Source organism: Brumimicrobium sp., from assembly GCF_048268645.1.
Lineage (GTDB): Bacteria > Bacteroidota > Bacteroidia > Flavobacteriales_D > Crocinitomicaceae > Brumimicrobium > Brumimicrobium ulvae.
Genome location: NZ_JBLWVE010000007.1, coordinates 132,911 through 159,388 on the forward strand (window position 1 = coordinate 132,911; position 26,478 = coordinate 159,388).

A 26,478-nucleotide genomic window follows, 5' to 3' on the forward strand; every position below is an offset into this window, starting at 1 on the left:
TTTCACTTTTGAGAATATTCATTGGTTCAAAACATATTATATTACTACCTTTGCACCTCTTAATTAAATAATTAATGAATATTCGAAATAGACAAATCTTCAGAATCATACTAGGATCAATCATAATTGGGGGTTCACTTTATGTTTCATTTAGGTATTTGTTTAAATCTCCACCCTTTTTTAAAATTCTAGTTTTAATTGCTTTGGTGGCGATCATATATTTAACAATAGATTACATAGTAAAAAAAGGTAAAAAAGACAGATATGGAAAGTAAACAAATGGTAAGGTATGTTGCAATAGGAGCAGTTCTTCTTATTGGAGTAGTCATATTTTTAAACTCGTGGGTAGATGTTAAACCTGGTGAAAGAGGGTTCGTTTTTAAACCTTTTAACACTCCGAGTATTGATTCTAACGAAGTGTACATGGAAGGAACTTATTTTATTCTTCCTTGGAACGAAATGATTAAGTATGAGGTAGTAAACAAGTCGAAACAATATGTTCAAAAAGTGATGGACCTGAATGGTACAGATGTAACGGTTGAAGTTTCTGTAAACTACAACATCGTTCCAAATCAAGTAGCACAGATTCACGTTAAACATCGTGAAAACTACACTATTTTTATCGATGACAAATCAAAAGGAGCAATCAAAGATGTAATTGGTCGATACACGTATGAACAAGTTTATTCTTCAAAAAGAGAAGCTTTAGAAGGAGAAATTGAAGAGATTCTTGAGAAAGATTTCATGAATAATTACCTTCATTTAAATTATGTTGAGATTGCAGACGTTAATCTTCCAGAGAACATTGCTGCTCAAATTGAAGAAAAAGAAACGCAAAAACAAAGAAACCTTACAGCTAAGGAAAAACAAAAAGAACAAGAGTATTTAGCGAATGCCAGAATTGAGAAGGCAAGAGGAGATTCGTCTTTAATTATTTCTGCGAAATTTAAATCTGAAGCCATCAGACTTGAGGCTGAGCAAATCGCAAGAAACCCACAATACATCGAATTGAAAAAGTGGGAAAAATGGGATGGAATTGGATCGCCATACGGTGGAAACAATGTCTTTGGTGATAAATCAATCAGCATTCTAAAGCCCAATTAGACTTACACAACATTTCACAAGAAGACGAACTGATTGGTTCGTCTTTTTTTTCACCCTAAGTCAAGTCCATCGAAAACTTCCCATTATAGAACTTCGGCAGCCGATTAAACCACCAACAAGTTATTTTTTTATGTACGAGCAGAATTAAGCCGAGCCTTAACTTCGCTGTTTTAGCGAATCGAAATATAAAAATTCTCTCAACAAAAAAGCCACTACAAAATGCAGTGGCTTTTATCAATTCTATATCAGATTATCCTTTCTGAAGTAACTTTTTCAAGCTTACTTTCTCTTCAATAATGTCATGTAAATCTGAAATTGCTACACGGTCTTGCTTCATGGTATCTCTATCACGAATTGTTACTGTATTGTCCTCTAATGTTTGATGATCAACCGTAACATGGAAAGGCGTACCGATTGCATCTTGACGACGGTAACGTTTACCGATAGAGTCTTTATCGTCGTATTGACAGCTGAAATCAAATTTCAAATCATCAATAATTTCCATTGCTTTATCTGGCAAACCATCTTTTTTAGTCAATGGCATCACGGCAACTTTATAAGGCGCTAAAGCTGGCGGAAGAGACAAAACAACTCTTTCAGATCCATCTTCAAGGGTTTCACTTTTCAATGAAGCACTAAATACAGCCAAGAACAAACGGTCTAATCCTACTGAGGTTTCAACCACATACGGATTATAACTCTTCTTTAATTCAGGATCAAAAAACTGCAACTTTTTACCCGAATGCTTTTCATGTGCTTTTAGATCAAAGTCTGTTCTTGAGTGAATTCCCTCTAATTCTTTGAATCCCATTGGGAAATCAAATTCGATATCAGAGGCTGCGTTAGCATAATGTGCCAATTGAATATGATCATGATCTCTGTAGAACTCATCCCCTAGCCCCAATGCTTTATGCCATCTTTTTCTTTTCTCTTTCCAGTGCTCATACCACTTCAACTCTTCACCTGGACGCACGAAATACTGCATCTCCATTTGTTCGAATTCTCTCATACGGAAGATAAACTGACGCGCTACGATCTCATTACGGAAAGCTTTTCCAATTTGAGCAATACCGAAAGGTATTTTCATTCTTCCTGTTTTTTGCACATTTAAGAAGTTTACAAAAATTCCCTGTGCCGTTTCAGGACGTAAATAAATTTTCGAGGCATCTCCAGCAACAGAACCAAGCTCTGTTGAGAACATCAAATTAAACTGACGTACATCTGTCCAGTTTTTTGAACCAGAGACAGGACAAGCAATACCTAATTCATCAATCATATCTTTCAAGGCAGCCAAATCATCATTCTTGAAGATTTCCTCCAAACGACCTTCAAGTAGATCAATCTTCTCTTGATTTCTTTTAACATTTGGATTTGTTGCCAAGAATTGTGCTTCATCGAAGTCATCTCCAAAACGTTTTTTACCTTTTTGAACATCTTTGGCAATTTTCTCACGGTATTTTTCGATGTGCTCTTCAATAAGTACATCTGCACGGTAACGTTTTTTTGAATCTTTATTGTCAATCATTGGATCATTAAAAGCTTCTGTATGTCCAGACGCTTCCCAAGTTTTCGGATGCATAAAGATAGCCGCGTCCAAACCAACGATTTCATCGTTCATCTGAACCATTGCTGTCCACCAATATCTTTTGATGTTGTTTTTCAATTCAACACCTAACTGACCGTAATCATACGTTGCCGATAACCCATCATATATCTCTGAAGATGGAAATACATACCCATACTCTTTCGCATGGGAAATAACATCTTTTAGCTTGTCTTCACTCTTTTTCATGCCTGCAAATTTAAACAATTTATCTTGTATTTTTCAGATAAGGGACACAAGAATTTAAGTCCTTAGAATAAGGGTCAACACATTTACACAGAATATGTTTAAAGGATTCATTTTGATCAATAAAAAGCTCTCCAAAAAAACAACTGTTCCCCCTCTTAATAAAATAGATTCTTGATTGTTTTAAGCGATACAACAATGAAAACGATAATACCGTATCACAAACCTCTTTACTCCTCACTCCCTCACCAGCAACTTCGGTTCTAAGAAATCCAGCATAGCATACTTCACTCCTTCTCTACCAAAACCTGAATCTTTCACTCCACCATAAGGCATATCATCTACTCTAAAAGTAGTTGACTTATTGTGAATTACGCTTCCAACATTGAGTTGGTTAAAAACCTTATTCCTTACTTCGATACTGTCTGTAAAAATAGAGGATTGTAGTCCCCATCGGCAATCATTAACCTCTTGAATTGCATCATCTATAGAGGCAAACGACTCAATCATCACAACAGGACCAAACACTTCTTCGTCTCTAACTTTTTGACCTTTGGGCACATTGATTAAAACCGTAGGAGCATAAAAAGCTCCAACCCTACTTCCGCCGACAAGACATTCTGCTCCCGCCTCAAGTGCTTCACTCACCCAACTTTCCACACGTTTTGCATTTGCTTCATCGATCATCACACCAAATTCTGTTGAAGGACTTAGAGGATCTCCAATCTCAAACTCCTCTACTCTAGAAACATAGGTGCTAACAAATTCCTCCATCAAAGATTCATGCACATAAATTCTTTGGGTATGGATACAAACCTGACCAGAATAAGCAAATCCGCCAACAAGCAATTCATCTATGGCCAACTTTAGAGAAGCGTCTTTTCCGATAATGGCCGCTGCGTTTCCTCCTAATTCTAGAACCACATGTTTTTTTTCAGCCTTTGCTTTCATGGCCCACCCCACATCAGGCGAACCTGTAAACGACAACACGTCAATTGACGGGTGCGCAATTAATTCATCACCTACCTCTCTTGAGCAATGGATCAATTCAAAACCTCCTTGTGGTAAATCAGTAGACTGAATCACCTTAAATAACAGCTCCATAGTTAAAGGCGTTTTACTTGATGGTTTCAACAAAATCGGACAAGCTGAAGCAATAGCAGGCGCTATTTTATGCACTGCAAGATTTAAAGGAAAGTTAAAGGGTGAAATTCCAAAGACTACACCTCGTGGAAAATAGACCACTTCACCTTTCAAATGGCGCCCATTTTCAGTAGCATCAATATCAATCAACTCATGCGGTAAGCGTTTACATTCTTCTGCGGCAACTTTAAACGTAGCAATAGCTCTATTCACCTCTCCTTTTGCATAGCGATAGGGTTTACCACTTTCCAAAACAATAGTATTCACAAAATCGTCAAAATGATCTTGAATACCCTCTATGATTTGATTCAAAATTGTGGACTTATCACCCGCTGAAAGTTGACGCATTTTCTGTTTTGCTCCTACTGCGTTTTTAACTTTTTGAAGGGCTTCTTTGCGACTCAGCAAGGTGATTTCACCAATAGTCTTACTGTCGTATGGATTAATTACTTTCATGATTTGAAAATATCAAATCAATTCATAAAAGGCAAGAAAAACGGAAGGAAAACTAATTCTTAGCGAATCAAGCCATTCAACAATTTTGTTAAATCAGGCAATGAAAATGTTGCTGCAGAAGCTTTAGTCGCAGGAACAGATTTCAGGTTTTGAATTGTGTTTTCTTTAGATGTATTGTTGTGCATTACAATTTTAGATTCTGTTACCTTTTTCAATTTTGCTGTATAACGCATGTCGGCTAATCCGCCAATGACGCTCAACATTTTCTCTGTCGTTGTTTTGTTAATGTCAAAATAAACTTTGATTTCACTCACAGGGTTTTCTTCGTTAAAGCTTACCTCAACTTCTGAAACTCCTCCTGTTTCGTAAAGTCCTTTTCTAATAACAGCTCCACATCCTTTCTGACACATCATACCCTCAACTTCAATAACAGCAACATGGGTTGGGGAAACACTCGTTTCGTCTTCAGCTTCAGCGACAGCGTTATTTGTTGAATCACAAGCAAAGAACAAAACGGTCAACAAGGTCAATAAGAAAACTCTTTTCATGATTAACATTTTTTATCAAAAATAAGAAAACATAAGATATCCTCCTAATGAACAAATAAAATCTTTAATGAAGTATTACTTTTGCAAGATGAAGTCAAATATAAAGTATGCTGCAATATTGGTTTTATTGTCATTGGTTTGGGGAAGTTCATTTATTCTGATGAAAAGAGGAATGTTTGACAAAGCTACTGGAGATGCAATTTTCAGCAGCAACCAAGTGGGCGCAATGCGAATGTTATTTGCTTCATCGGCTTTACTTCCAATTGGGTTAAGGTCTTTAAAGATCATCAGTTCTTTTAAAATTGGCTTGAGCCTAGCTGTTGTTTCATTAGCGGGAAGTTTTATACCTGCTTTTTTGTTTACCTATGCAGAGACTGGAATCAGCTCTGGTTACGCTGGAATGTTAAACAGTACCACCCCCATATTCACCTTATTACTTGGCGCTATATTATTCAATCAAAAACTAATTAGCAATCAAGTTTTGGGCGTAATCATTGGCACAGTTGGAATAGTGATTTTGGTGAATGGAGTGACCGTTGTAGATACTTCAGGAACATTGCTGCATGTTTTCGCTATTGTGTTTGCAACTCTATGTTACGCATTAAGTACCAACACTATTCGCTATAACTTAAGTCACCTTCCACCATTGAAAGTCACCTCGGTTGCTTTTGTTTTCGCTTTTCTTCCTGCGGTTATTTTGTTTTTCTACTTTGACACTCCAAAAACCATAGTTGAAAATGTTCATGCCACAAAAGCTTTGATTTACGTCTTGATTTTAGCTATTGTAGGCACCTCTTTATCTGTCATATTATTCAATTACTTAATCAGTAAAACCTCAGCCTTATTTGCCAGCAGCGTCACCTATCTTATTCCTATAGTAGCAGTTCTCATAGGGTTTATAGATGGCGAAACAATCAGTTGGATTCAAGTTGTTGCGATGTTTATCATACTCGCTGGAATATTTACAGCCAATAGAATGAGAAAACAAATCGTAAAAAAAGCAGTTGATTTATGATTTTATTAAATAATTCATTACATTTGCAGTCTGATTTTTATACGAATATTAATAATTAATTGAATTAGCTATGTACGCAATTGTAGAGATAGCAGGGCAACAATTTAAAGTTGAAAAAGATCAACGTTTATTTGTTCACCGTTTAGACGCTAAAGAAGGAGATAAAATCGATTTCGACCGTGTATTATTAACGGATGACAAAGGGAAAGTTAACGTTGGCGCCCCAGCTATAGAAGGTGTAACAGTTACTGCGAAAGTAGAACGTCACCTGAAAGGAGATAAAGTAATTATCTTCAAGAAGAAAAGAAGAAAAGGTTACCAGAAACAAAATGGTCACCGTCAACAATTTACAGAGTTGACTATTACAGGAATAAAAGCATAAACTCAAATTGAAGGATTTGCTCTTTCAATTGTAAAAAACTAAATAAGATGGCACATAAAAAAGGAGTCGGAAGTTCGAAAAACGGTCGTGAATCGCAAAGTAAGCGCCTTGGTGTAAAGATATTTGGTGGACAAGCTGCAGTTGCAGGAAACATCATTGTTCGTCAGAGAGGTACTAAACACCACCCTGGTTTAAACGTAGGGATTGGTAAAGACCATACTTTATATGCACTAACAACTGGTATTGTTGAATTCAGAAAGAAAAAAGACAATCGTTCTTATGTATCTGTTACCCCATTAGAGGAAACAACTGAAGCATAAGCTCAAGGTTGAACAAAATATTAAAAGCCATCAACAATGTTGATGGCTTTTTTTGTATCTTTATTTATCGAAACTAAAAGATGATGAAAAGCAAACTTCAATTTTTCGCGCTAGGAGTAATTCTAATATTCACAACAAATTCATGCAATGTACAAAACATAGAAAAGTACAACGAAGAATTCAAAGGTGAATGGAGGACCGGAGTTTATTTCTCACCTACAAAAGGGGATTCTATTCGAAACTTCTTAACAATAGACGGTGCTGATAGTGGGTTTGGAATTGCTTGTGACAAGGATGACCCTTTTGAAAAGTGTTTATATTTCCAAACAGGAAAAGTAAAGTATAACAAAGCAAGTCAAGGTATTCAAGTAGGAAATTCTGTCCAACAAATCCATACAGTAAATCGTGAACCTTTTATCAATGAATTTGGGCAATGGGAGTTGATGATAGACAGTATTCAGTATTACAAATATTAAATCAAAAGGTCAGAGGGCTGAATTTTATTGTTTAACTCACCCAAACTTGTGCTATTTTAAATAAATTATACGGAGGACTTTATGTTCAAGCTGTTCCACCACCTTAAAAAAATAGAGTTACTGGTGATGATAAGGTTCATTTTTTAAAATGGTTAAACCTCTATACAGCTGTTCAATAAAAAACATTCTTACCATTTGATGCGAAAATGTAAGTTTACTCAATGCTAACTGATCATTTGCACGCTGATAAACTTCGTTTGAAAAGCCATACGGACCTCCTATTACAAAAACCAACCCTTGACTTCCCGAATTAAACTGTTTTTGAATATAAGAGGCGAATTGAATTGAAGTAAACTCACTCCCTTTTTCATCCAACAAAACCACATAATCGCTCGGCTTTATCTTTTTTAAAATCGCTTCTGCTTCAATTGATTTGATCTCTTCTTCCGTGCGCTTCTTGGCGTTTTTAACATCAGGGAGTTCGATGGTTTCGAAAGGCGTGTATCTCTTTACCCTTTTGGTATATTCTTTTTCACCTTCGGTAAGAAAAGACTTTCCTGTCTTTCCGACATAAATCAATTTGGTTTTCATTGAGAAGAGGCGATGGTTAAGGATTCGATTTGGTGTTGACTTTGAATTTTCTTGAACTTGATACTCACCCTGTACTTCTTTACTGACTGATACTCTCCAACTGCAAAGCTAGAAGCTCCTTCATCTTTTCCTTTAAAACTAAAGGTGAAAGATTTTGGAGGGTTGCTTTTAAAGAAGCTGCTTAAAACCTGGGTTCCTTGCGACTTACTATAAACGCCTTCTTTTCCGTCGATTGAAATTAGCATTTTCGTCGTTCCGTAACTAACCACCTTGGCGGCGTTACCTTGTGTAAAAGCAGTTTCTACTTCCTTAAAAGGAATTGATAATATGGAGTTAAGCACAAAAAAGATACTTAATAGAGATGTGATAATATAATTCATGTCTTTTCTATAATTCCTTCTTTACTAGCAAACTTTATGCCTATAAATAATTAAAGCCTAACACTCGGTGCCTGAGCTACTTCCTCCCACCATTTATTGCTCAATATATTTTTCAATTCATACACTACCGAATCATCAGTCAACGACCATTTAACAAGTCCATATCCTTTTGCATAAACACGATCCATAGCAAACTGCTGACTACTTCCTTGCTTTGTGTACACATTCACCATGGTAACAGTAACCGAGTCCCTTACAACAATCGCAGGAGCATTTTTTCCTAAGACATTTATTTCTGTTGCATCGTCAATTACAGATTTCTTCGAAGCATAAACCATCGATATAGAATCTAAGTGCGAAGGGAAATCGGATACAAACAAAGATTGTTCACCATTACGTAAAGGAAAAATCGTATTCGAAGTCAGTTTAGCCTTTCTTTTCAATCCTTCAGCATCAACAACCATATGGTCTTCTACTGAAAAATCATTCACATCATAGGTAAAGCCTTCTGTTATCCGAAATTCTGAATTAAAAATTTCAACCGCCAATGTAGTATCAGCTGCCGACTCTAATCTATAAATGCGGTGCATCTTCTCATTCAAAGGGTTATTTTCCTCTTGAAAAAGATAAATAAATGGAATGATACTATCTGTTGGATAGAAGTACTCCGCATAATCTACTGATTCATTTCCTTTATCCTCTGATGTATTACAAGCCGAAAGAATGATTACACCAATAATCAATATGAATAAATTTTTCATTTAGCTCATTTTTAAAAATGCCACTTCCTTTTCTGTCAAATGACGATAATGTCCTCTTGGTAAATCTTTTTTTGTTAATCCTGCAAATTCAACACGATCCAATACAAGGATTTCATATCCCAGTTTTCCCATCATCAATTTTACCATGTTACTTTTATGGGAAAGAATTCTCACACCAATTTCGTTATGGGGTTTACCACTTACGAAACTAGCTTCTTCAGCACTAAACATTTTATCGTCAACATAAAGACCTTTCGTCAATTTCTCTAGATCTTCATCAGAAACAGCTTTGTTGAGTACCACATGAAAAAGTTGAGATACTTTAAATTTCGGGTGCATCAATTTCTTATCCATATCCGTATCGTTCGTATATAGCATTAATCCTGCTGCACTTCTGTCCATCTTTCCAACAGGAAACAAGGGTTCTTTACAAGCTTTTTCAATAAAATGGTATACCGATTTTTTAGACGGGTCTTCAGAATAACGAATGGTAAATTCTTTAGGCTTGTTGACTAAAACATACCTTTTCTTATCATGTTTCACTGTAGCTCCATCATACCTTACTACATCTGTTGGATTGACTTTATACCCCAATTCAACAATCACTTCACCATTTACACTCACCACTCCAGATGAGATGAGTGTATCTGCCTCTCTTCTTGAGCAAATTCCAGCATTTGCAATATATTTATTCAATCTGATCTTATCATCAAACTTAGGCAAAGGCTCTCCCTGTCTAGTTCGCTGTCTCTTAGGCAATCCTGCTGAAGTGGTACCTGTTTTTTCTTTTCCTTTTGGCTTATCAGAAAGGTATTTACTTTTCTTCGCACCATATTTAGAATTTCCCCCTCTTCTATTCTCTCTACTTTTTGGATTATCTCCACTATTTCTACTCATATTCTAATAATTATATTGCAAAGATAAAGAAAGACTACGATAAAATATATAAAAATTCATCACAGTCTTTTTTTAAGTAGAATAAGTTAAACTTCAGGGTACAAATACTTCCCAATCGCTATAACCTTGGATAAAAAGCCTCCTCGATATGCTCTATAAACGTTCCATGGGAATTATGAACGATAGAAATAATATCAAATTGGGCTTCCACATCCAAATCTCTTGTCACTATATAATTGTGTGCACATTTAATTATTTGCTTCTGCTTATGTCGGGTTACTGATTTCCATGGAGGTCCTATTTCAGCAGTTTGTCGGGTTTTTACCTCAACAAAAACAACTTTACCTGGTAGTTTATAAATGATATCTACTTCATTTCTATGAAAACGGTAATTCGTTTCTATAATTTGCAGCCTTTTTTTGCGGAGGTATTGAAGCGCCTTAAGCTCTCCAAGATCTCCTAATTCTTTGGTGGTCATGTCTTTAATTTTTTTAGGTTTACTTGAAGTTCGGAATAAAAATGGGATTCTCAAAAAAAATAGGCATAAAAAAAGGAGCTCTTTAATAGAACTCCTTCTTAAATTATTAAAGTCAATAACTATTCACTCCATGTACCATCAGTAGCAAGACAAGCTGCCTTTCTATCTTTGATTTGATCATCTGAGTAGTCATCCTCTGAATAACTTACTTTAGTTCCATCTGAATATTCACATGTATACTCTTTTTTACAAGAAGTTAAAGCTAAAGCTCCGAATACCATTCCAACAAAAAATACTTTTTTCATAAAATTTAAATTATAGTTAATAATAAGGTTAGTTAACAAATTTAACAGAATTTTTAAGCTCAGCGAATTCATTTTCAATTAATTTCTAAAAACAAATCCAACAGGGACCGTCAAAAAAAATATAAGTTTCATCAATTTGCCTTGACCTTGAATAAAAAATAAAATATCCTATTAGTTGATTTATCTGAACTAAAAATTACTATATTTAATATTAAAACAATATTTATGCTCAATAAAATTAACCTCGAAAAGATTTTGTTTCTTGATATCGAAACAGTCCCTCAAACCTATGATTTTAAAGACCTGGACGACACTACTGCCGAGTTATTTAACCAAAAAACCCGATTTCAGCAAAAGGATGGGAAAACTGTAGAAGAAATTTACGGAGAGCGAGGAGGAATACTCGCTGAATTTGGAAAAATTGTTTGTATTTCGGTTGGCTATATCCACCAAACCCATACAGGAAAAGAAATTCGATTAAAATCTTTTTATCACGATGATGAAGAAACTTTATTGAAACAGTTTGCAAAACTATTAAATGACCACTATAGTTCCCCATATCATTTACTTTGTGGGCACAATGCAAAGGAGTTTGACTTTCCGTATATCGCTAGACGCATGTTAATTCATGGAATACCTCTTCCTCCACCATTGGATATCGCAGGTAAAAAACCCTGGGAAGTCAACCATTTAGACACTTTAGAGCTATGGAAGTTTGGTGACTACAAACACTATACATCACTTCCTCTTTTATGCCATATTTTTAAAATACCGACACCTAAAGATGATATTTCTGGAGCGGATGTGGCTAGGGTCTACTTTGAGGAGAATGACCTTGAAAGAATAAAAGTATATTGCGAAAAAGATGTTGTAGCCTTGATACAACTTCTATTAAAAATGAAAGGTGATGGTTTGGTTGAAGAAGGAGATATTATTTATTCTTAGTACTATTCTAATAACACTCTCCTCATGCGGAGGTCAAGAGAAGTTACAAAATCAAAAAGAAGAAAGAAAACCAACGAAAGAAGAGTTGATTTCAGCCTTCTTTGAGCAAATTCAAAGTTGGAACAAAAACAATATTTCTGTTATTGATAGTTTAGGGAATGAAATTAGTCGTTTAGATTCAAGCTTGTCTTTTCTTCCACTTAAAAATGACTATGAACCCCGATCATTTGTTTTTACCACAAATGACAAGCAAAATTTCCTTCCTTTTGAAGAAAGTGACTATCTAATCAAAAGTGATTTTTCGCAACAATCTTCATATAAGGTTTGGCGTAAGCAATTGAATGAATTACAAATTTTGGATTTAAGCATTGAGCCACACCCAACATTAAATTGGTTGTTTGTAATACGTTTGAGGGGACAAGAATAATTAATTACGAACGGCTTTAGCCCTCAACGAAGTTAATTATGAATTGGAGAATTACGAATTGTGTACTTCGTACTTCCCTAAATAGGGTTGACCATTAATAATTATAAACTATCCGTAAATATCATTTAAGACACCCGCCAATCTAACTCCACCTTTTAGCAATTGTTTTTTTAGGGTTCCCCAATGCGCATATTGATATTTGTATTCCCAAGCATATCCAGTTTCATAATTATAAATATCATCTCGAAAAACCATACATTGATGTGCCCAATCTTCAACACTGTCTGATTGCCATTCGACAAGTTCTTCGTGAGTTGGATGATTTATGATAGCCGTTAGTTCAGTATAACTGTATTTTTTTCCATCAATAATTTCGCTATCCCAAATCTTATGTAAATTAGAATTTTCTCCGAACCACGAAACCTTTACATCATTTCCTCCTCTGTCTTTTCCATTTCCTACATGCAGAGGTTGGTGAACATCTCCTACCAAATGCACCAAAATCATTAGGTATTCCTTTTCTAATTGAGGGTCAAGATCACCTTTCTTCAATTGTTTAACTACGAAATTAATTCCAGAAATCACATCTCCTTTAGGATTAACATTGGTTTCACTATATTTCATTCCATTAGGAATTGTAACATAATGCCATGGCTTCAAAGAATCATATTTTTTATCTGATTTGATTTCATCCATCCAATTACTCACCTCTGCTAAGGTCCGACTACCTAAAATTCCTTGGACCTTATGTTTTGCTGTCTCATTTAAGTGTTTACTCGCAACTTCACCAACAACACGATGTCCTAACAACCCCCATGCTTTACATTCTACTGAAAAAAAGAATGTAAAAACAATCAATGTAAACGTTAAATAGTATTTCATTTCGATCAAATTATTTTTGCTAAAGTTATAGATAAAATCAAAACAATACCTAATAAACACATCGATAACCTGCACATCAATATTTTTCAAACTTTTATTCAACACTTCATCAAACAAAATTGAGTTTGACGTGTTAATTGGTTAACTTTGTAAACTTTTTTACCTGAAATTATTGTTTTAAAATGCCTGAGATTAAAGAACAAATAACACCTTTAGGAAAGCTTTTCGCCTTGTTAACCAAGCAGTACCTAAGTGTTTTAGGGGCCAAATTAAGTGATCTTCCAATTGACCGTTATTTTTACGCTTTTTGGGTGATTTCAAACAATGATGGAAAGATAACATCTAAGAGATTGGCTGAAATTACGCAAACAGACAAGGTTTTTATCGTTCGAATAATTAAGTACCTGACTGAAAAAGGATTTATTCAACGCCTTAAGCACCCTGAAGATAAAAGATCATTTTTACTTCATGTTACCGAAAAGGGAAGAAAGTACATACCAGCCATTGAGAAAGCATTAATAGAAACAGACAAAATATTTACTTCTGCAATTAGCGCAGATAAAAAGGCAGATTTCTTATCTGAAATCACCAATATGGTGAACAAAATCGGACCAATAGAGGGTGACCGAATCGTATTAGAATACAAAAGACTAAACAATTAAAAAATGAATAAAAAAGTACTTCTTTTTTCACTCCCCTTATTTCTAGCATTTTCATGCAGTGAAGACCCAGGGTTAAAAAGCAAAAATGGCGAAATCGACTACACCAACGTTGATTATTATATTGCTGTACCTGAATCTTTTGAGGAAGTTATTACTGTTCCAGGTAAAACCATGCCTTTTGAACAAGTGCAAGTATATAGTGAAATAAATGGACGCGTAAAGAAGATTCATTTTAGCGAAGGAAATACTGTTAAGAAAGGTCAATTGTTAGTCACAATGGACACCGACATATTACAAGCCGAAAGAAATAAACTTACAGTTGATTTAGATTTAGCTCAAAAAGATAAAGCGCGTAAGCAGACCTTATTAGAAAGTGAAGCAGGTACACAAGAGGCTTTCGAACAATCTGAGTCACGGGTCAATTCTTTAAAAGCACAAATACAATCTTTGGACGTTCAAATTTCTAAGGGACGAATTACAGCGCCTTTTGAAGGGATTGTAGGACTTAGATCCATCAGTGAAGGAGCTTTTATCACGACCAACGATTTAATTACTGTACTGGCCCAAACCAACCAATTAAAAGTTGATTTTTCAATCGCACAACGCTATGCCCATAAGATTGAGGTTGGTCAGAAGGTAACCTTACGTCCTCCTTCAGACTCTATCAATCCAACTCCATTAAACGCAACTGTTTACGCCACTAGTCCTATCATTAATGAGAATACACAAATGTTGAATGTTAGGGCTAAAATAGACAATAGCAAAAACATAGTTGCTGGAGGATTTGTAAATGTAGACTATAACTTAGGAAAGTCTCCTAACAGCATTAGTGTTCCAACTTCGGCTATAGTTTCTGTGATCGATGGTCAAATTGTATGGGCTTTTAACAACGGAAAAGCAGTACAACGTAAAGTTAATTTAGGAAACCGATCGAATACACATGTCCAAATCTATGGTGAAGTAAAACCAAATGACACCATAGTAATGTCAGGACTTTTAGGTATGAGAAACGGAATGTCAATTAAAGCGAAAAACGAAATCAAATGAGTATTTCATCATTAAGTATAAACCGTCCGGTTTTAGCAATGGTAATGTCCATTGTTATCATCATTTTCGGAGCCATTGGATTCTATTCATTAGGGGTGCGAGAGTTTCCTTCGGTGGATCCACCAATCATTACAGTTACGACCAACTATCCAGGTGCCAACGCCGACATTATCGAATCCCAAATTACGGAACCCCTTGAGGAGGCCGTCAACCAAGTACAAGGAATTCGTACCATGACCTCAGTAAGTAGTGATGGGCGAAGCACCATTACTGTGGAGTTCAATTTAGATTTGGACTTAGACAACGCGGCCAATGATATTCGTGATAAAGTTTCTGGAGCAATTCGAATGTTGCCTGACGATGCTGATCCGCCGATTGTTGCAAAATCAGATGCCGATGCAGAAACTATCTTCTCTCTGACGGTTCAGTCAGACAACAGAAGTTTGCTGGAGCTAACAGACATTGGAATTAACCTCTTTAAAGAACGTTTACAGACCATTTCTGGGATCAGTAGAATATATCTTTGGGGAGAGAAAAAGTATTCGATGAAGTTAATGTTAGAGCCCAACAAAATGACGGCTAAAAACATTACTGCTCCAGAAGTGAGAACGGCATTATTACGTGAAAATATTGAATTGCCTTCTGGTAGAATCGAAGGAGATAACGTGGAGTTAACGATACGTACTTTTGGTCGACTTACAACGGAGGAAGAATTTAACAACCTGATCATTCGAGAGGAAAACGGCGAAATCATCCGTATGAAAGACATTGGTTCTGCTGAAATGCGTCCAGAAAACGAAAGGTCTCTTTTACGTGGAAACAAAGGTGTCCCCATGATTGGTATAGCCATTCAACCACAACCAGGTGCCAACTATATTGAAATTGTAGATGAAATCTACAAGAAAATCAACGAGATTAGTGTGGATTTACCTGAAGACATTCACTTGGGTGTAGCCATGGATACAACAGAAAACATTCGTAAATCGATTGCTGAAGTACAAGAAACTGTGTTGATTTCGTTCTTGTTGGTTGTTCTGGTCGTATTCCTTTTCTTAAGAAACTGGAGAACGACGCTAGTTCCAATTATTGCTATTCCGATTTCATTGATTGGTACATTCTTCATTATGTATCTAATGGACTTCTCCATTAATATTTTGACACTTTTAGCCATCGTATTGACTACGGGATTGGTGGTAGATGACGCCATTGTTGTGATGGAGAACATCTACACTAAGATTGAACGTGGGATGAAACCAAAAAAGGCAGCTATAGAAGGGGCAAATGAAATTATTTTTGCCATTCTTGCGACCACAATTACATTAACCGCTGTATTTATGCCTGTTATTTTCTTAGAAGGATTAACAGGTCGATTATTTAGGGAGTTTGGAGTGGTCGTCGCAGGTTCTGTTCTTATCTCTTCATTTGTGTCCCTGACTTTGACTCCTATGATGTCGTCTAGGATGCTGAAAAAGACCCAAAATGAGAGTAAAATATTCTTAAAGTCCGAACAATTCTTTAAAGGAATAGAGAGAAGCTATAAACGCTCCTTAATTGCCTTTATGAGAAGGCCTTGGCAGTCTTTTATATACATGGCCCTAATTGTTGGATCTATTTTCTTCTTTGGAAGTCAGCTTCAGTCAGAGCTTGCGCCAATGGAGGACAAAGGACGTTTAATGATTATGTCGACAGCACCAGAAGGGACTTCATTTGAAAGAATGGACAAGTTCCAAGAGGAAATTATTGCTTATGTAGACACATTCGCTGAGCGAAAAAACATTCTTGCGGTTACTTCTCCAGGATTTGGGTCATCAATTTCTACTAACGCTGGATTTGTGAGATTAAATTTAGTGCCCAAAGGAGAAAGAAAAAAGAGTCAAGCGGAATTGGCCCATGAGATTTCTACAAAATTAAAAGAATTCAATTTCGCTCGTACATTTGTAGTGCAGGAGCAAACCATTGGAGGGGGTAGAATGTCGGGACTTCCTGTACAGTATGTACTGCAAGCACCAACTTTAGAGAAATTAGAAGAGGTACTTCCAAAATTCATGGATGAAGTACGTCAAAGCCCAATTTTTGCGATGTCTGATGTGAATTTAAAATTCAACAAGCCAGAACTACAAGTAACCATTAACCGTGAAAAAGCAAGCACAGTTGGTGTTTCTGTAATGGATATAGCGCAGACTATGCAATTGTATTTCTCTGGTCAACGTTACGGATATTTTATAAAAGACGGAAAGCAATACGAAGTTATCGGACAAGCCCATAAGGAATTCCGAAACGAACCTAGTGATTTACAAGAAATCAATGTCCGCAGTAAAAGTGGTGAGTTAATTCCTTTGAGCAACCTGGTAGACATCAAAGACGAATCGAGTCCTCCACAATTATTCAGATACAATAGATATGTATCGGCCACGGTTTCGGCTGCTCCAGTTCCAGGAAAAACCATTGGAGATGGAATTGTGGAAATGGACAGGATAGCAGACGAGTTGTTAGACGCCTCTTTCTCTACCTCTCTTTCTGGGACATCAAAAGAATTCATGGAAAGTGGGGGAAGTTTGGTTTTCGCATTTGGACTCGCATTAATCTTGGTTTATCTAGTACTTTCTGCCCAGTTTGAAAGCTTTAGAGATCCGTTTACGATTATGTTGACCGTTCCTCTGGCACTTGCTGGAGCAGTACTAACATTATGGTTATTTGATCATACACTTAACATTTTTAGTCAGATTGGAATTATCGTACTTGTTGGATTAGTAACCAAAAACGGAATTTTAATTGTTGAATTCGCGAATCAACGTAAACAAGCAGGTTTAACATTAAAGTCTGCAATTATAGATGCGTCTTCAGAACGATTTAGACCGATTTTGATGACTTCTTTGGCCACGATACTAGGAGCGCTTCCTATAGCATTGGCATTGGGTGATGCAGCAACAAGTCGTGTCCCTATGGGGTTAGCTATTATTGGAGGTTTAACCTTCTCCTTGGTATTAACGCTTTACATTATTCCGGGACTATATATTTATATTTCTTCGAAGCCAAAAGCAAAAACAGAATTAAAAGAAATCGAATCATGAAAGCATTAATTATAAGTTGTTTATTATTGCTAAGTTCATTATCCATTGGGCAAGAAAGAATGGGGTTAGAACAAGTTGTCAACCGAGTTTTAAATCAAAACTTCGGTATTCAGATTGCAAAAATTGATACAGAAATCGCCAAGAATCAGAACAATCCTGGAGCTGCTGGATATTTGCCAACGCTTGATCTTCAAGCAACACAAGACCTTGGTATGTCGAGTGCTCGTCAAGAATTCCTAACAGGCGATGTCAACGAAGCAGACAATGCAAAAAACCGAGCATTTAGCGCTGGGGCAATGTTAAACTGGACCTTCTTTGACGGATTTAAAATGTTTGCGACGGACAAAAAGCTAGATGAACTAGAGCGTTATAGTGAAATGAATTTACGCGCCGCTATGGAAATGAAGGTTTACGAAGCTGTTGTCAATTACTACACCCTGCTTTCGTTACAGGAAATGGAAGCGGTTTACATTAGTGCAATTGAGCTTTCTAAAATGCGTAAAACTTATACAGAAAATCAGTATAATAGTGGAGCAGCCAACAGGATTCAATTGATGCAAGCAGAATTAGATTTAACAGCAGATAGTGCAGCATACATCGCCAATCAACAGTCTCAGTCACAAGTAAAAGCAGCTTTAACAAAGATATTACAGCTTCCTGTTACTGAAGAACTCATAGTCGAAGGAGATTTGAATCAGCTTGAGGAGCAAAAAGAATGGGATGCAATTGCAGAGCAGTTTATGGAGCAAAACACTTCAATTATGCAAGCAAAGTCCAATATTGCAATTTCAGAATTGACAACAAAAGAGGCGAAAAGCAGATTTTATCCACAATTAAGTTTTTATGCTGCTTACGATTTTGGAACATCATCAAGCGAAGTTGGTTTTTTAGCTTCCAACAGAAGTTTTGGTCCAAGCATAGGTATAACTGCAAAGTGGAGTATTCTCAATCATTTGTCTAGGGCTACCGAATTACGTAACAGTCGATTGGGTGAAGAACGATCTCAACTGGCCTACAAAAACGATTCGATTAGTGCGTTGGCAGACTTAAGAAATTACTATGAAGTCATGCAGTTTGCAGAGGAAAAACTATTGTTTGAACAACGTAATATTACCCAAACACAATCGATTGCAGAGATTGCACAAACAGCACTTGTTGCGGGAAGCATTACACCGCTAGAATTGAGAGAAATTCAATACAGCGCTATTCAAGCTGAAGGAAGGTTATTGCAGTCACAAATCGAATATCAAACGGCGAGATTGAATATTTCATTGTTGAGTGGAGGTTTTCAAAGATTGTTTTAACGCCACAGACGACCAATAAGTATTTTCGACCATGAGCTAAAAGCTCGCGGCAGGGAAATATTTATTTTGCTGTGAACTTATCGAAGCAGTTCAACTACCTGAGCTGCTTTATAATCCCAAGCCATTTTTTTAAGCTCGTTTTTATTGGTTTCGAAAGGAATTTTGTTCTGAAAATCTAATAAAGCTGATTTTAAATATTCGTAAACTGCTTCCTTTTCTGATCGTTCGAAAGCTGCTCCTGCATTACACTGTTTTATTGCTTTTGCACTATCGCCTTTTCCAACACTAAGAATACGTCTACCTGAAGCTAAATACTCAAATGTTTTTCCTGGGATTGTACCTTCAATACCAGGCGTAATCAATAATAACACATGCGATTTGAGCATTGCATGAACGGCTTGCTCATGAGGAACTGGAGGATGAAAAGAGGCTTTATCACCAAGGTGATCAACGATTAGCTTTTGCAATCTTTCAGAAACTACACCAGTCGCTTTAAATCGTATTGGAGCTTCAGGAAAATCTTTTGCCAATCGTCCTAGTGCCTCGAAGAAAACATCCGGTTCATATTTATCTGAAACAGTACCAATGTATGACGCTAAAAATACATCTTCATCTGGTCTAACCTCATCTTTCATATTGAAATCGTCTGGATCGAAAGCATTAGAAATAATTTCAAACTTATCGGGAGAAACTTTGTTAGTTTTAGATAAAAACGAAGCTTTAAACCCTTCACCAACTGTTATAATTTGATCTGACTCCTCAACAACTTGGCGTTCTAACTTTAAGTTTTTTTTGTGTGATAATTTAGAATGTTGAAGTAGTGAATAATAATAAATATCTGTCCAAGGGTCTCTAAAATCGACAATCCAATTGATTTTACTTTTTAGTTTTCTTTTAAGTTTTAGTCCAATCAACTGTGTAGAATGTGGTGGGGATGTAGTGATCACATTCTGTATATTTTCGCTAGCAATAACTTCCATTGCTTTCCTATAAGCATGTTTTTTCCAACCGATACGTGGATCTGGAATAAATAAATTGCTGCGTATTCCGCTGACTAATTTTTGTTTCCAATGTTGTTCGTCGACATTAGAATAACCTGCAGTAGGGACATTCTTTTTGCCCACCATTTGACTATAAATATTAATGGGTTCAAAAGAATCTGATAAATGTATTTTTACCTTAGGGTGAATATCGTTTTTTAGACTTTCATCCACATGAAAGTAACTTGCTTTTTCTGGATCTACCGATAAAACATGAACTTCATGTCCAAGTCTGGCTAAATACTTAGTTAGTTTTAACCAACGCTGTACGCCTGCTCCACCGCTTGGTGGCCAGTAATATGCAATAACAAGTACTTTCTTTGTTGAATCCATTGGTTTGTATAATGTGGGAGTTCAAAAATAAGAAATGAATTGGCATTTACGAATTACGAATTAGAGTAATTAGGAATTAAATATAGCTTGATATGATTAATTGCTAGCTTCATTTCGGCTGAGGGGTAGCAGCGACATCCTCTGACGTTTCAGTCAGAGATATAGCGGATGACCCGACCCTGCAATTCTTGATCAATTTATTGTCATGAATTGTCAGGGGCAGCCCCAAAAAAAAAGAAAATCCAGTTCCTTATCAAAACAGTATTTACTATTTTCAAAAGAAACTGGAATTAAAACTAGGAACTCCTACCATCTACAACTCCATCCCATAAAATCCTAATTTCTTCAACTTAAGACTGTACGCGATTCCGTTGTCTACGATATCGATTCCTTCAGGAAGGTCTTTTGGATCAACTCCAAACTTCTTTAATGAGAATCCACACGCGATTAATTTTACATTTCCTTTCTCTAGCATTTCTAAATAAGGCTTCATAAATTTTTTATCAGTTAATTGCGGAATATCCTTCCCACAAAACACCACATGAAACTCCCCGTATTCAGAGCCATCTTCCGCTTTCATTTCTTCGGCAGCTAAGGTTATTGGTTTTAATTGTTGCACTTTTTTGGTTAAAACAATATAGTTTTTCTTACTTGTATCGATGTTATCTAAGTTTTGAGCAACTGCTGCTTGCACAAAAGTAAATGCAAAAGCAAGGGTAAGGATTGTTATTATATTTTTCATAATTGTTTGTTTTTAATAGTTGATTCCGATGTTTTTCGGAATTTTAAATCATTCATAGCGAAGAACAGTAATCCACCAGCGAGTCCGATGTTTTTAAACAAAGGTCCCATCGATTGTACTTGTCCAACTTGAATGGTTAAGGTAATTGGAATGAGAACGAGTAAGAGCAAAATGGCTGCCCACCTGGTCTTAAAACCAATTAAAAGAGCTATTCCTGCACTGATCATTACGATTCCTGAGGCGATTACAGCTACTTCTGGCGGGCCCAAAAGTTGACCGATCGCTCCAAAATTGGCTTGTTCTATTCGCGCAACAGTTTTTTCCATATTGAAAAAATGGTTTAAACTCGCCACGATAAAAATTCCGCTTAACATCATTCGTAAAATAAGCACTGAAGATTTTTTCACTTCGAAAGTTGAATTCTTCATACGTATTGATATTTTAAATGTTCAAAAAAAATCCTCCCCCTTAATCCCCCTTCAAAGGGGGAGGGACACTAATTCGATTGTATTCGTAAAAAGTCTAATGGAAATGATAATCTGTTCCAGGCAGTTGAGACAAAACATTATCGCCCAAATCTACTGCTTGTGCACGACCATCTCTCACTGGAGAAATCGTTCCTTTTTCTTTTAAGTACTCTTCAAGTACTTCATGAACCGTGTATTCTTTCACTTCAGTTTCTGTTAGATTTGGCATTCTACAGAGCATGTGATCTGGTTCTCCTTCACGTCGACATGCAGAGACAGTATACACTCTATCTAAGTCTAATACTTCATCACCAACTGTAATTTCAATTACACGTTCACCTTTGGGCTTACTTGAATCAAATTTCAGCGTCATTCCTGAGAAACGAACCAACCAACCTCCAAAACGTTCTTTTGGATCTTCAGCAAACACGTTATGAATTTCTTTTTCCATCCAATCGTGAATTTGTTGACCTGTGGCTTTACCTGTTTTTACGTATTCGTTTACCGGAAGCATATTCCATAAATATTCGTAAGTAATTGCAGCTTTCCCATCCTCTCCTGGCACTAGTGGTGGACTAAAACGGAATCCGTTAGAAATTGATATGTCAGCTCCTGTCTTCCACCTTGAAGCGTCTGTAATGAAGTTATCCATTGGATTCTCTACTACGAAATACCTGTACAGTGGTGTTGAAGTATATCCTAAAACACGGCTTATTTTCTCTTTGTATGGTGCGACCTCTTCCTCGATTACAGCAGCTACCTTTTCATCTGGGGCATAAATTTCAGGATCAACTTCCATTAATTCGTAGCCTTCGTAAGTGATTTTACCGTCTTTAAACACCAATTGCATTTTCCCGACGAATGAAGCAAAAGCACCTGGTTCTGTAACCCTCGAAAACTCCCCCTGAAGCGGTTCACGGATTCTTTCATGGGTATCATTTCCTAAAATGTAATCTACTTTGCTTAAAGTTGGGTCGTTTGATAAATCAAATTGTTTTGAAATTCCAATATGAGTTACCAAAAATAATATATCGACCTCTTTTTCATCTTTTAATTTGTTCACCAAAGCCGCCAGATTATCGTGTACTTTATCGAAACGAATTCCTTTACTGAATGAAGGGTTTTGACGCACTGGAATATCAGGGTCGTTGTACGAAATAAATCCAAGTTTTACGCCTTTCAACTCTTTAATAAAATAAGGTGGGAAAATGTATTCTTCTGTTTTATCGTCATACATATTCGCAGCGATAACAGGGGTTTCATATCCTTTTAGGACATTTATCATCTTTTCTTTTCCATAAACTACTTCCCAGTTCCCAGGAATTAAGAAGTCATACTCCATGGCTTTTACAATACCTGAAAATGCTGATCCTTCAGAGAGTGCGGCTACTGCTCCACCCTGAATTAAATCTCCTCCATCGAGAATTATAGTTCCTTCTGGATTTTTAGCACGTTCGGTATTGAAAAGCGTTTTCATGTTAGCCAGGCCTCCTAAACGCTTAAAGGTAATCTCTTCGTTTTCCCAGAACAATTCATCATGCACTTCGATTTGACCATGAATGTCTGCTGTTTGTATAATAGTAATGGTATCGCCACTATTGTCGGGAAGATCTACAACTTCCTTTGTTTCGGTATTTGATCCGCATGCAGTTAGAAAACTCCCTGCAACGAGAATTGAAAGTATTTTTTTCATTTTAATGTGTTTTAGATTCGAACCATAGTCAACGCAGTTGAATGATTCAAATTAAAGTTGTTGGGCCAAAGCCCTGATAAGTATTTTGAAATATTGAGGTAATTTCGTTCCTCAAAACGGATTAAAAAAGCGGATTGCTCAATTAAACGATTAAGCCTCTTGCAGGTAGACTTTGAATTGTTGATGTAAAAGATACAAAGGGGTTTTGTCTTTTACGGTAGTTGGAGCTTTGTATTGACTTAATGAAATGGATTCATCAATGATCCATTCTTTTTGGGAGCTATAATCGTTGAAGTTTCCAAAAGTAGGAAGCCCTGGTGTTGAATTAGTCAATTCAGAAGAATGGTCTCCTGACAAATCTACATTCAAGGTAGAACACAGCTCCTCAAAATTATTTGTGGTTTTACTTTTGTTGGTAACCTCTGTTTGTGCTACACCAAGAGAGTCTTGTATTGAATTTCGCACAGAACATGGCGAAAAAACAAGTATTAGCCCGAAAGCCAATACTTGAAAGTACGATAAGATATTTCTCTTTTTTTGATTCACAGTTCAAAGATAAGACATGTTTTCATTAAGGTAAGTAACTAAAGTTACAATGGTATGGTTTAAGATAACGCTGAGGTGTATTACTTCATTGCGTTATTAATTTCCAATCCTTTTGTCAGCATTTTATGAATTGGACACTTACCTGCTATAACCATTAAACGTTCTTTTTGTTTACTGTCGAGTTCACCAATCAACTCAATCTCTGTTTCAATTGAAGGTACTTCGTTTTTCTTTTCTGCATCTACAAAACGAATTGATGTTTTTACTTCTTGCAGGTCCCACTCTTTTCTTTGGGCATACATTTTAAGTGTGGCAGAGATACAGGCAGCTAATCCAGCAATAATAAACTCGTCTGGTGCCATTCCTTTGTTTTGTCCTCCGACTTCTATTGGTTCGTCGGCTATAACAGTATGTCCTGTTGAGGAGTGAATTTCTAGTTCGTAGTTTTTATCTTTTGTTTTTGATTGAATTGAGCTCATGATAAATTGTTTCGTTATTATATAATTTGAACTTAATGAAAAGATGTGAGCTTCGAAAATGATTTAGGGATTTTTAAACAAAGAGCGCAGCAGTTAAAATACAACGCAGCGTTATTAAAAAAAAGCCAGCTGCGAAATCTTCACAACTGGCTAATTTCATTAGCAATTGGCTAATACGAGAAGTAATGAATTCATTTTACTATTTTGAGTGATTGGGTTTTCTTACCAACACACTTAACATCAATGAAGTAAGCGCCTGAATATAAAGTTGATAAGTCACATATCCAACTCTTCGAATTCACCTCTTGTAATTCATAAACCACTTGACCAATAGTGTTTCTAATTACTACATATTCAATTGTAGAATTCGCATCAACTTGTACTTCTTCAGTAAAAGGATTAGGAAACACGTTAAAATTAAACTCTGCAACGCGATCTATACTTGCTGTTTCATCATATTGATAAGCACCAATCGAGAGGTTACCCTGCCCATCAAATCTTGGGTTTCCAGCTAAATCTATTGTTGGATATTCTTGTCCTGGATAAGGATTATTTAAATACTGGTTATCGTAGTAAGTTAAATCTCCAATAGTTTGATAAGTCGCTATTGGAGTATAGTCTCCATTCGATGCATCAACAAAAGGAGAAGAAGTTACTTCATGGGTATTTAGCAAGTTTAAATTATCTGCAAAATCCTGTACGTTTTGATTAGAACTTGTATTGGAAATATTCAATTCACCAGTTACACTACTACCTTGTATACTCTCTCCAAAAATAGCGTTTGCTCCAGAATTATTATAGAAAATATTATTGTTCACAAATGCGTGAAGAGCACTACCCCCACCTCCGTGTTGATAGACAATAAGTGAAGAAACGTTATTTGTATTAGAACCAGTTTGTGGGTTGTCCACGAATGTGTTGTTTGTTAAATACAAATCAATGTCGCTTCCGCCGAAAGCTGTAAACCTAGCACACGTTCCCATTTGAAATGAAGATTCTGAACTATTGTTTTTAAATAAGTTGTTTACAAAATGAACATCCGAATACGTCCAGTTGCTACTCGAAGCCCGAAATTCAATGGTATATGAAGAAGAACCGTCTGTGTTTACGTTATCTTCAATTCTATTGTTAAATAGATAGAAGCCACTACCATTTAAATCAGAATAATAGAGTACACCTGCTCTATTCATAGAGACATTTTCTCTGATAATACAATTAGATATTTGCAGATTCTCAAGAGAAGTACTGATAACATGAATACCACCTCCGGCTTCAGTTGTGCTGAATGCGCGTTCAATAATTAAACCGTCAAACAAAGCACGGTTAGAACTTTGAACTTTAAATACATGTGCTGCATTATCATACATCATATATGAATTTGAACTACTTGGAGCTCCTGTATCATTCCAACCTACATCTCCGCTTACAATGGTCGGGTGATTCTTTATATCCCTTTGATTAAGATCAGTTTCATTACCTGCAAATCCACCATATAATAGAGCATTATTATCCACTATGAAGCTTTGAGAATTGGATAGTCTTGTGTAAAAGCCTTCTGCAATCCATATTTCTGATCCATCATAACTACTAGAACTTGCTACATGCAAAAGCGCGTCGTTTAAATCTGTGAAGGCATCTGCCCATGAACTTCCATCATTATTACCGGTAGCATCATCATCTACATAAAATCTATTTAACGCTGAAGCCGACAAGCTTATTGCTATAGCCAAAAATGTTGTGTACAATCTTTTCATTTTCAGTTATTTTTTGATTAACTTATATTTCGATTGAACCCCATCTGCTTCTATTGTTACAAAATAAACTCCAGGAGCATCGTTTAAGTTAAGATTTACTTTTTGTGTAGATTTATAACCATTAGAATATACTTCTTTTCCAGTAATGTCCGTAATGTAAATTGTTAAAGATTGAATCGTTTCTCCTAAATCTATTGAGAAGTCACCGTTTGTAGGATTAGGATAAATTGAAATGTTCTCAGAAGATTCAATGTCTTCAACACCCACAGTGTTATTTTTCTCGTTATATAATGCAGTTATATCCGTTAGAGTAATTGGGAACTCATAAAAACGGAAATTGTCAATTTTTAAATCTTGAGATGTACCGTTTCCTGTTGCCTGTGAAGGTAAATAAATGTCTAAACCTCCAAAAACCCAAACATTACTTAAGCTAACTTGATA

Annotated in this window: 29 protein-coding genes; 11 read left to right on the plus strand and 18 right to left on the minus strand. The window is 36.1% G+C overall.

All coding sequences use genetic code 11. The features are described 5' to 3' along the window. Positions 1–264: 264 nt before the first annotated feature. On the plus strand, positions 265–1,104 hold the full coding sequence (locus ACN0U3_RS07770; protein WP_299205093.1) for an SPFH domain-containing protein: 840 nt from the start codon (positions 265–267) through the stop codon (positions 1,102–1,104). Positions 1,105–1,354: 250 nt separating this feature from the next. On the opposite strand, the gene ACN0U3_RS07775 is transcribed toward ACN0U3_RS07770, so the two are convergent. The 3 genes from ACN0U3_RS07775 to ACN0U3_RS07785 form a co-directional block, all read right to left on the minus strand. Next, a complete protein-coding gene (locus tag ACN0U3_RS07775) occupies positions 1,355–2,896 on the minus strand; it encodes a glycine--tRNA ligase (RefSeq protein WP_417265755.1) in 1,542 nt (513 codons plus the stop codon). Positions 2,897–3,130: 234 nt separating this feature from the next. Beyond that, positions 3,131–4,492: an aldehyde dehydrogenase family protein gene (locus tag ACN0U3_RS07780; RefSeq protein WP_417265756.1), complete on the minus strand. Its 1,362-nt coding sequence runs from the start codon at positions 4,490–4,492 to the stop codon at positions 3,131–3,133. A 59-nt stretch (positions 4,493–4,551) separates the two neighbouring features. Continuing rightward, positions 4,552–5,040, minus strand: coding sequence for a heavy-metal-associated domain-containing protein (locus tag ACN0U3_RS07785; protein ID WP_417265757.1), 489 nt, complete (start codon positions 5,038–5,040; stop codon positions 4,552–4,554). A gap of 88 nt (positions 5,041–5,128) precedes the next feature. On the opposite strand from ACN0U3_RS07785, the gene ACN0U3_RS07790 reads away from it, so the two are divergent. The 4 genes from ACN0U3_RS07790 (at position 5,129) to ACN0U3_RS07805 (ending at position 7,233) form a co-directional block, all read left to right on the plus strand. Next, the gene (locus tag ACN0U3_RS07790; RefSeq protein ID WP_417265758.1) at positions 5,129–6,055 is read left to right on the plus strand and encodes a DMT family transporter; all 927 of its coding nucleotides are present in this window, start codon (positions 5,129–5,131) and stop codon (positions 6,053–6,055) included. A 70-nt stretch (positions 6,056–6,125) separates the two neighbouring features. Continuing rightward, complete coding sequence (gene rplU, locus ACN0U3_RS07795) at positions 6,126–6,437, plus strand: 50S ribosomal protein L21 (protein WP_299205081.1); 312 nt, start codon at positions 6,126–6,128, stop codon at positions 6,435–6,437. A gap of 47 nt (positions 6,438–6,484) precedes the next feature. Beyond that, positions 6,485–6,757 (plus strand): 50S ribosomal protein L27, encoded by a 273-nt coding sequence (gene rpmA, locus ACN0U3_RS07800; protein WP_299205078.1) that lies wholly within the window; start codon positions 6,485–6,487, stop codon positions 6,755–6,757. 83 nt (positions 6,758–6,840) lie between these two features. Next, positions 6,841–7,233: a hypothetical protein gene (locus ACN0U3_RS07805; RefSeq protein ID WP_417265759.1), complete on the plus strand. Its 393-nt coding sequence runs from the start codon at positions 6,841–6,843 to the stop codon at positions 7,231–7,233. A 117-nt stretch (positions 7,234–7,350) separates the two neighbouring features. On the opposite strand, the gene rlmH is transcribed toward ACN0U3_RS07805, so the two are convergent. The 6 genes from rlmH to ACN0U3_RS07835 all read right to left on the minus strand — a co-directional run bounded on the left by rlmH (position 7,351) and on the right by ACN0U3_RS07835 (position 10,645). After that, the gene (gene rlmH / locus ACN0U3_RS07810) at positions 7,351–7,824 is read right to left on the minus strand and encodes a 23S rRNA (pseudouridine(1915)-N(3))-methyltransferase RlmH (RefSeq protein ID WP_417265760.1); all 474 of its coding nucleotides are present in this window, start codon (positions 7,822–7,824) and stop codon (positions 7,351–7,353) included. Next, positions 7,821–8,204 carry a DUF4783 domain-containing protein gene (locus ACN0U3_RS07815; protein ID WP_299205071.1) on the minus strand — a complete coding sequence of 128 codons (384 nt, stop codon included), beginning with the start codon at positions 8,202–8,204 and terminating at the stop codon, positions 7,821–7,823. The genes rlmH and ACN0U3_RS07815 overlap by 4 nt, the downstream gene beginning before the upstream one ends. A 50-nt stretch (positions 8,205–8,254) precedes the next feature. Continuing rightward, entirely contained in the window at positions 8,255–8,965 is a 711-nt protein-coding gene (locus ACN0U3_RS07820) for a hypothetical protein (RefSeq protein ID WP_417265761.1), read from the minus strand. Continuing rightward, positions 8,966–9,862: a pseudouridine synthase gene (locus ACN0U3_RS07825; RefSeq protein WP_299205067.1), complete on the minus strand. Its 897-nt coding sequence runs from the start codon at positions 9,860–9,862 to the stop codon at positions 8,966–8,968. A gap of 118 nt (positions 9,863–9,980) precedes the next feature. Then, positions 9,981–10,340 (minus strand): YraN family protein, encoded by a 360-nt coding sequence (locus tag ACN0U3_RS07830; RefSeq protein WP_299205064.1) that lies wholly within the window; start codon positions 10,338–10,340, stop codon positions 9,981–9,983. A 119-nt stretch (positions 10,341–10,459) separates the two neighbouring features. Continuing rightward, on the minus strand, positions 10,460–10,645 hold the full coding sequence (locus ACN0U3_RS07835) for a hypothetical protein (RefSeq protein ID WP_417265762.1): 186 nt from the start codon (positions 10,643–10,645) through the stop codon (positions 10,460–10,462). 225 nt (positions 10,646–10,870) lie between these two features. Between ACN0U3_RS07835 and ACN0U3_RS07840 the strand changes: the two genes are divergently transcribed. Further along, a complete protein-coding gene (locus ACN0U3_RS07840; RefSeq protein ID WP_299205058.1) occupies positions 10,871–11,590 on the plus strand; it encodes a 3'-5' exonuclease in 720 nt (239 codons plus the stop codon). Then, entirely contained in the window at positions 11,553–12,017 is a 465-nt protein-coding gene (locus tag ACN0U3_RS07845; RefSeq protein WP_417265763.1) for a hypothetical protein, read from the plus strand. The genes ACN0U3_RS07840 and ACN0U3_RS07845 overlap by 38 nt, the downstream gene beginning before the upstream one ends. Positions 12,018–12,125: 108 nt before the next feature. Here ACN0U3_RS07845 and ACN0U3_RS07850 read toward each other — a convergent pair whose 3' ends face one another. After that, on the minus strand, positions 12,126–12,899 hold the full coding sequence (locus ACN0U3_RS07850; RefSeq protein WP_417265764.1) for a S1/P1 nuclease: 774 nt from the start codon (positions 12,897–12,899) through the stop codon (positions 12,126–12,128). A 182-nt stretch (positions 12,900–13,081) separates the two neighbouring features. Between ACN0U3_RS07850 and ACN0U3_RS07855 the strand changes: the two genes are divergently transcribed. Genes ACN0U3_RS07855 through ACN0U3_RS07870 form a run of 4 tightly spaced genes read left to right on the plus strand, consistent with a single transcriptional unit; the run spans position 13,082 to position 18,983 of the window. Next, complete coding sequence (locus ACN0U3_RS07855; RefSeq protein ID WP_417265765.1) at positions 13,082–13,561, plus strand: MarR family winged helix-turn-helix transcriptional regulator; 480 nt, start codon at positions 13,082–13,084, stop codon at positions 13,559–13,561. A 3-nt stretch (positions 13,562–13,564) separates the two neighbouring features. Further along, on the plus strand, positions 13,565–14,608 hold the full coding sequence (locus tag ACN0U3_RS07860; RefSeq protein WP_417265766.1) for an efflux RND transporter periplasmic adaptor subunit: 1,044 nt from the start codon (positions 13,565–13,567) through the stop codon (positions 14,606–14,608). Then, positions 14,605–17,679 carry an efflux RND transporter permease subunit gene (locus ACN0U3_RS07865; protein ID WP_417265767.1) on the plus strand — a complete coding sequence of 1,025 codons (3,075 nt, stop codon included), beginning with the start codon at positions 14,605–14,607 and terminating at the stop codon, positions 17,677–17,679. Before ACN0U3_RS07860 ends, ACN0U3_RS07865 begins: the two co-directional genes overlap by 4 nt. Continuing rightward, on the plus strand, positions 17,676–18,983 hold the full coding sequence (locus ACN0U3_RS07870) for a TolC family protein (RefSeq protein WP_417265768.1): 1,308 nt from the start codon (positions 17,676–17,678) through the stop codon (positions 18,981–18,983). Before ACN0U3_RS07865 ends, ACN0U3_RS07870 begins: the two co-directional genes overlap by 4 nt. Positions 18,984–19,060: 77 nt before the next feature. On the opposite strand, the gene ACN0U3_RS07875 is transcribed toward ACN0U3_RS07870, so the two are convergent. From ACN0U3_RS07875 to ACN0U3_RS07910, 8 genes are all read right to left on the minus strand, one after another. Further along, positions 19,061–20,356 (minus strand): glycosyltransferase family 4 protein, encoded by a 1,296-nt coding sequence (locus ACN0U3_RS07875; RefSeq protein WP_417265769.1) that lies wholly within the window; start codon positions 20,354–20,356, stop codon positions 19,061–19,063. Positions 20,357–20,669: 313 nt separating this feature from the next. Further along, positions 20,670–21,098 carry a sulfur reduction protein DsrE gene (locus ACN0U3_RS07880; RefSeq protein ID WP_417265770.1) on the minus strand — a complete coding sequence of 143 codons (429 nt, stop codon included), beginning with the start codon at positions 21,096–21,098 and terminating at the stop codon, positions 20,670–20,672. Next, complete coding sequence (locus ACN0U3_RS07885; RefSeq protein ID WP_417265771.1) at positions 21,095–21,526, minus strand: DoxX family protein; 432 nt, start codon at positions 21,524–21,526, stop codon at positions 21,095–21,097. The genes ACN0U3_RS07880 and ACN0U3_RS07885 overlap by 4 nt, the downstream gene beginning before the upstream one ends. A 94-nt stretch (positions 21,527–21,620) precedes the next feature. After that, a complete protein-coding gene (locus ACN0U3_RS07890; RefSeq protein WP_417265772.1) occupies positions 21,621–23,258 on the minus strand; it encodes a bifunctional metallophosphatase/5'-nucleotidase in 1,638 nt (545 codons plus the stop codon). A 150-nt stretch (positions 23,259–23,408) separates the two neighbouring features. Next, complete coding sequence (locus tag ACN0U3_RS07895) at positions 23,409–23,723, minus strand: hypothetical protein (RefSeq protein WP_417265773.1); 315 nt, start codon at positions 23,721–23,723, stop codon at positions 23,409–23,411. Positions 23,724–23,884: 161 nt separating this feature from the next. Then, positions 23,885–24,283 (minus strand): OsmC family protein, encoded by a 399-nt coding sequence (locus ACN0U3_RS07900; protein WP_417265774.1) that lies wholly within the window; start codon positions 24,281–24,283, stop codon positions 23,885–23,887. Between the two features lie 191 nt (positions 24,284–24,474). Beyond that, complete coding sequence (locus ACN0U3_RS07905) at positions 24,475–26,037, minus strand: T9SS type A sorting domain-containing protein (RefSeq protein ID WP_417265775.1); 1,563 nt, start codon at positions 26,035–26,037, stop codon at positions 24,475–24,477. 6 nt (positions 26,038–26,043) lie between these two features. After that, positions 26,044–26,478, minus strand: a 435-nt coding sequence (locus ACN0U3_RS07910) for a T9SS type A sorting domain-containing protein (protein ID WP_417265776.1), incomplete at its 5' end; no start/stop codon positions are given.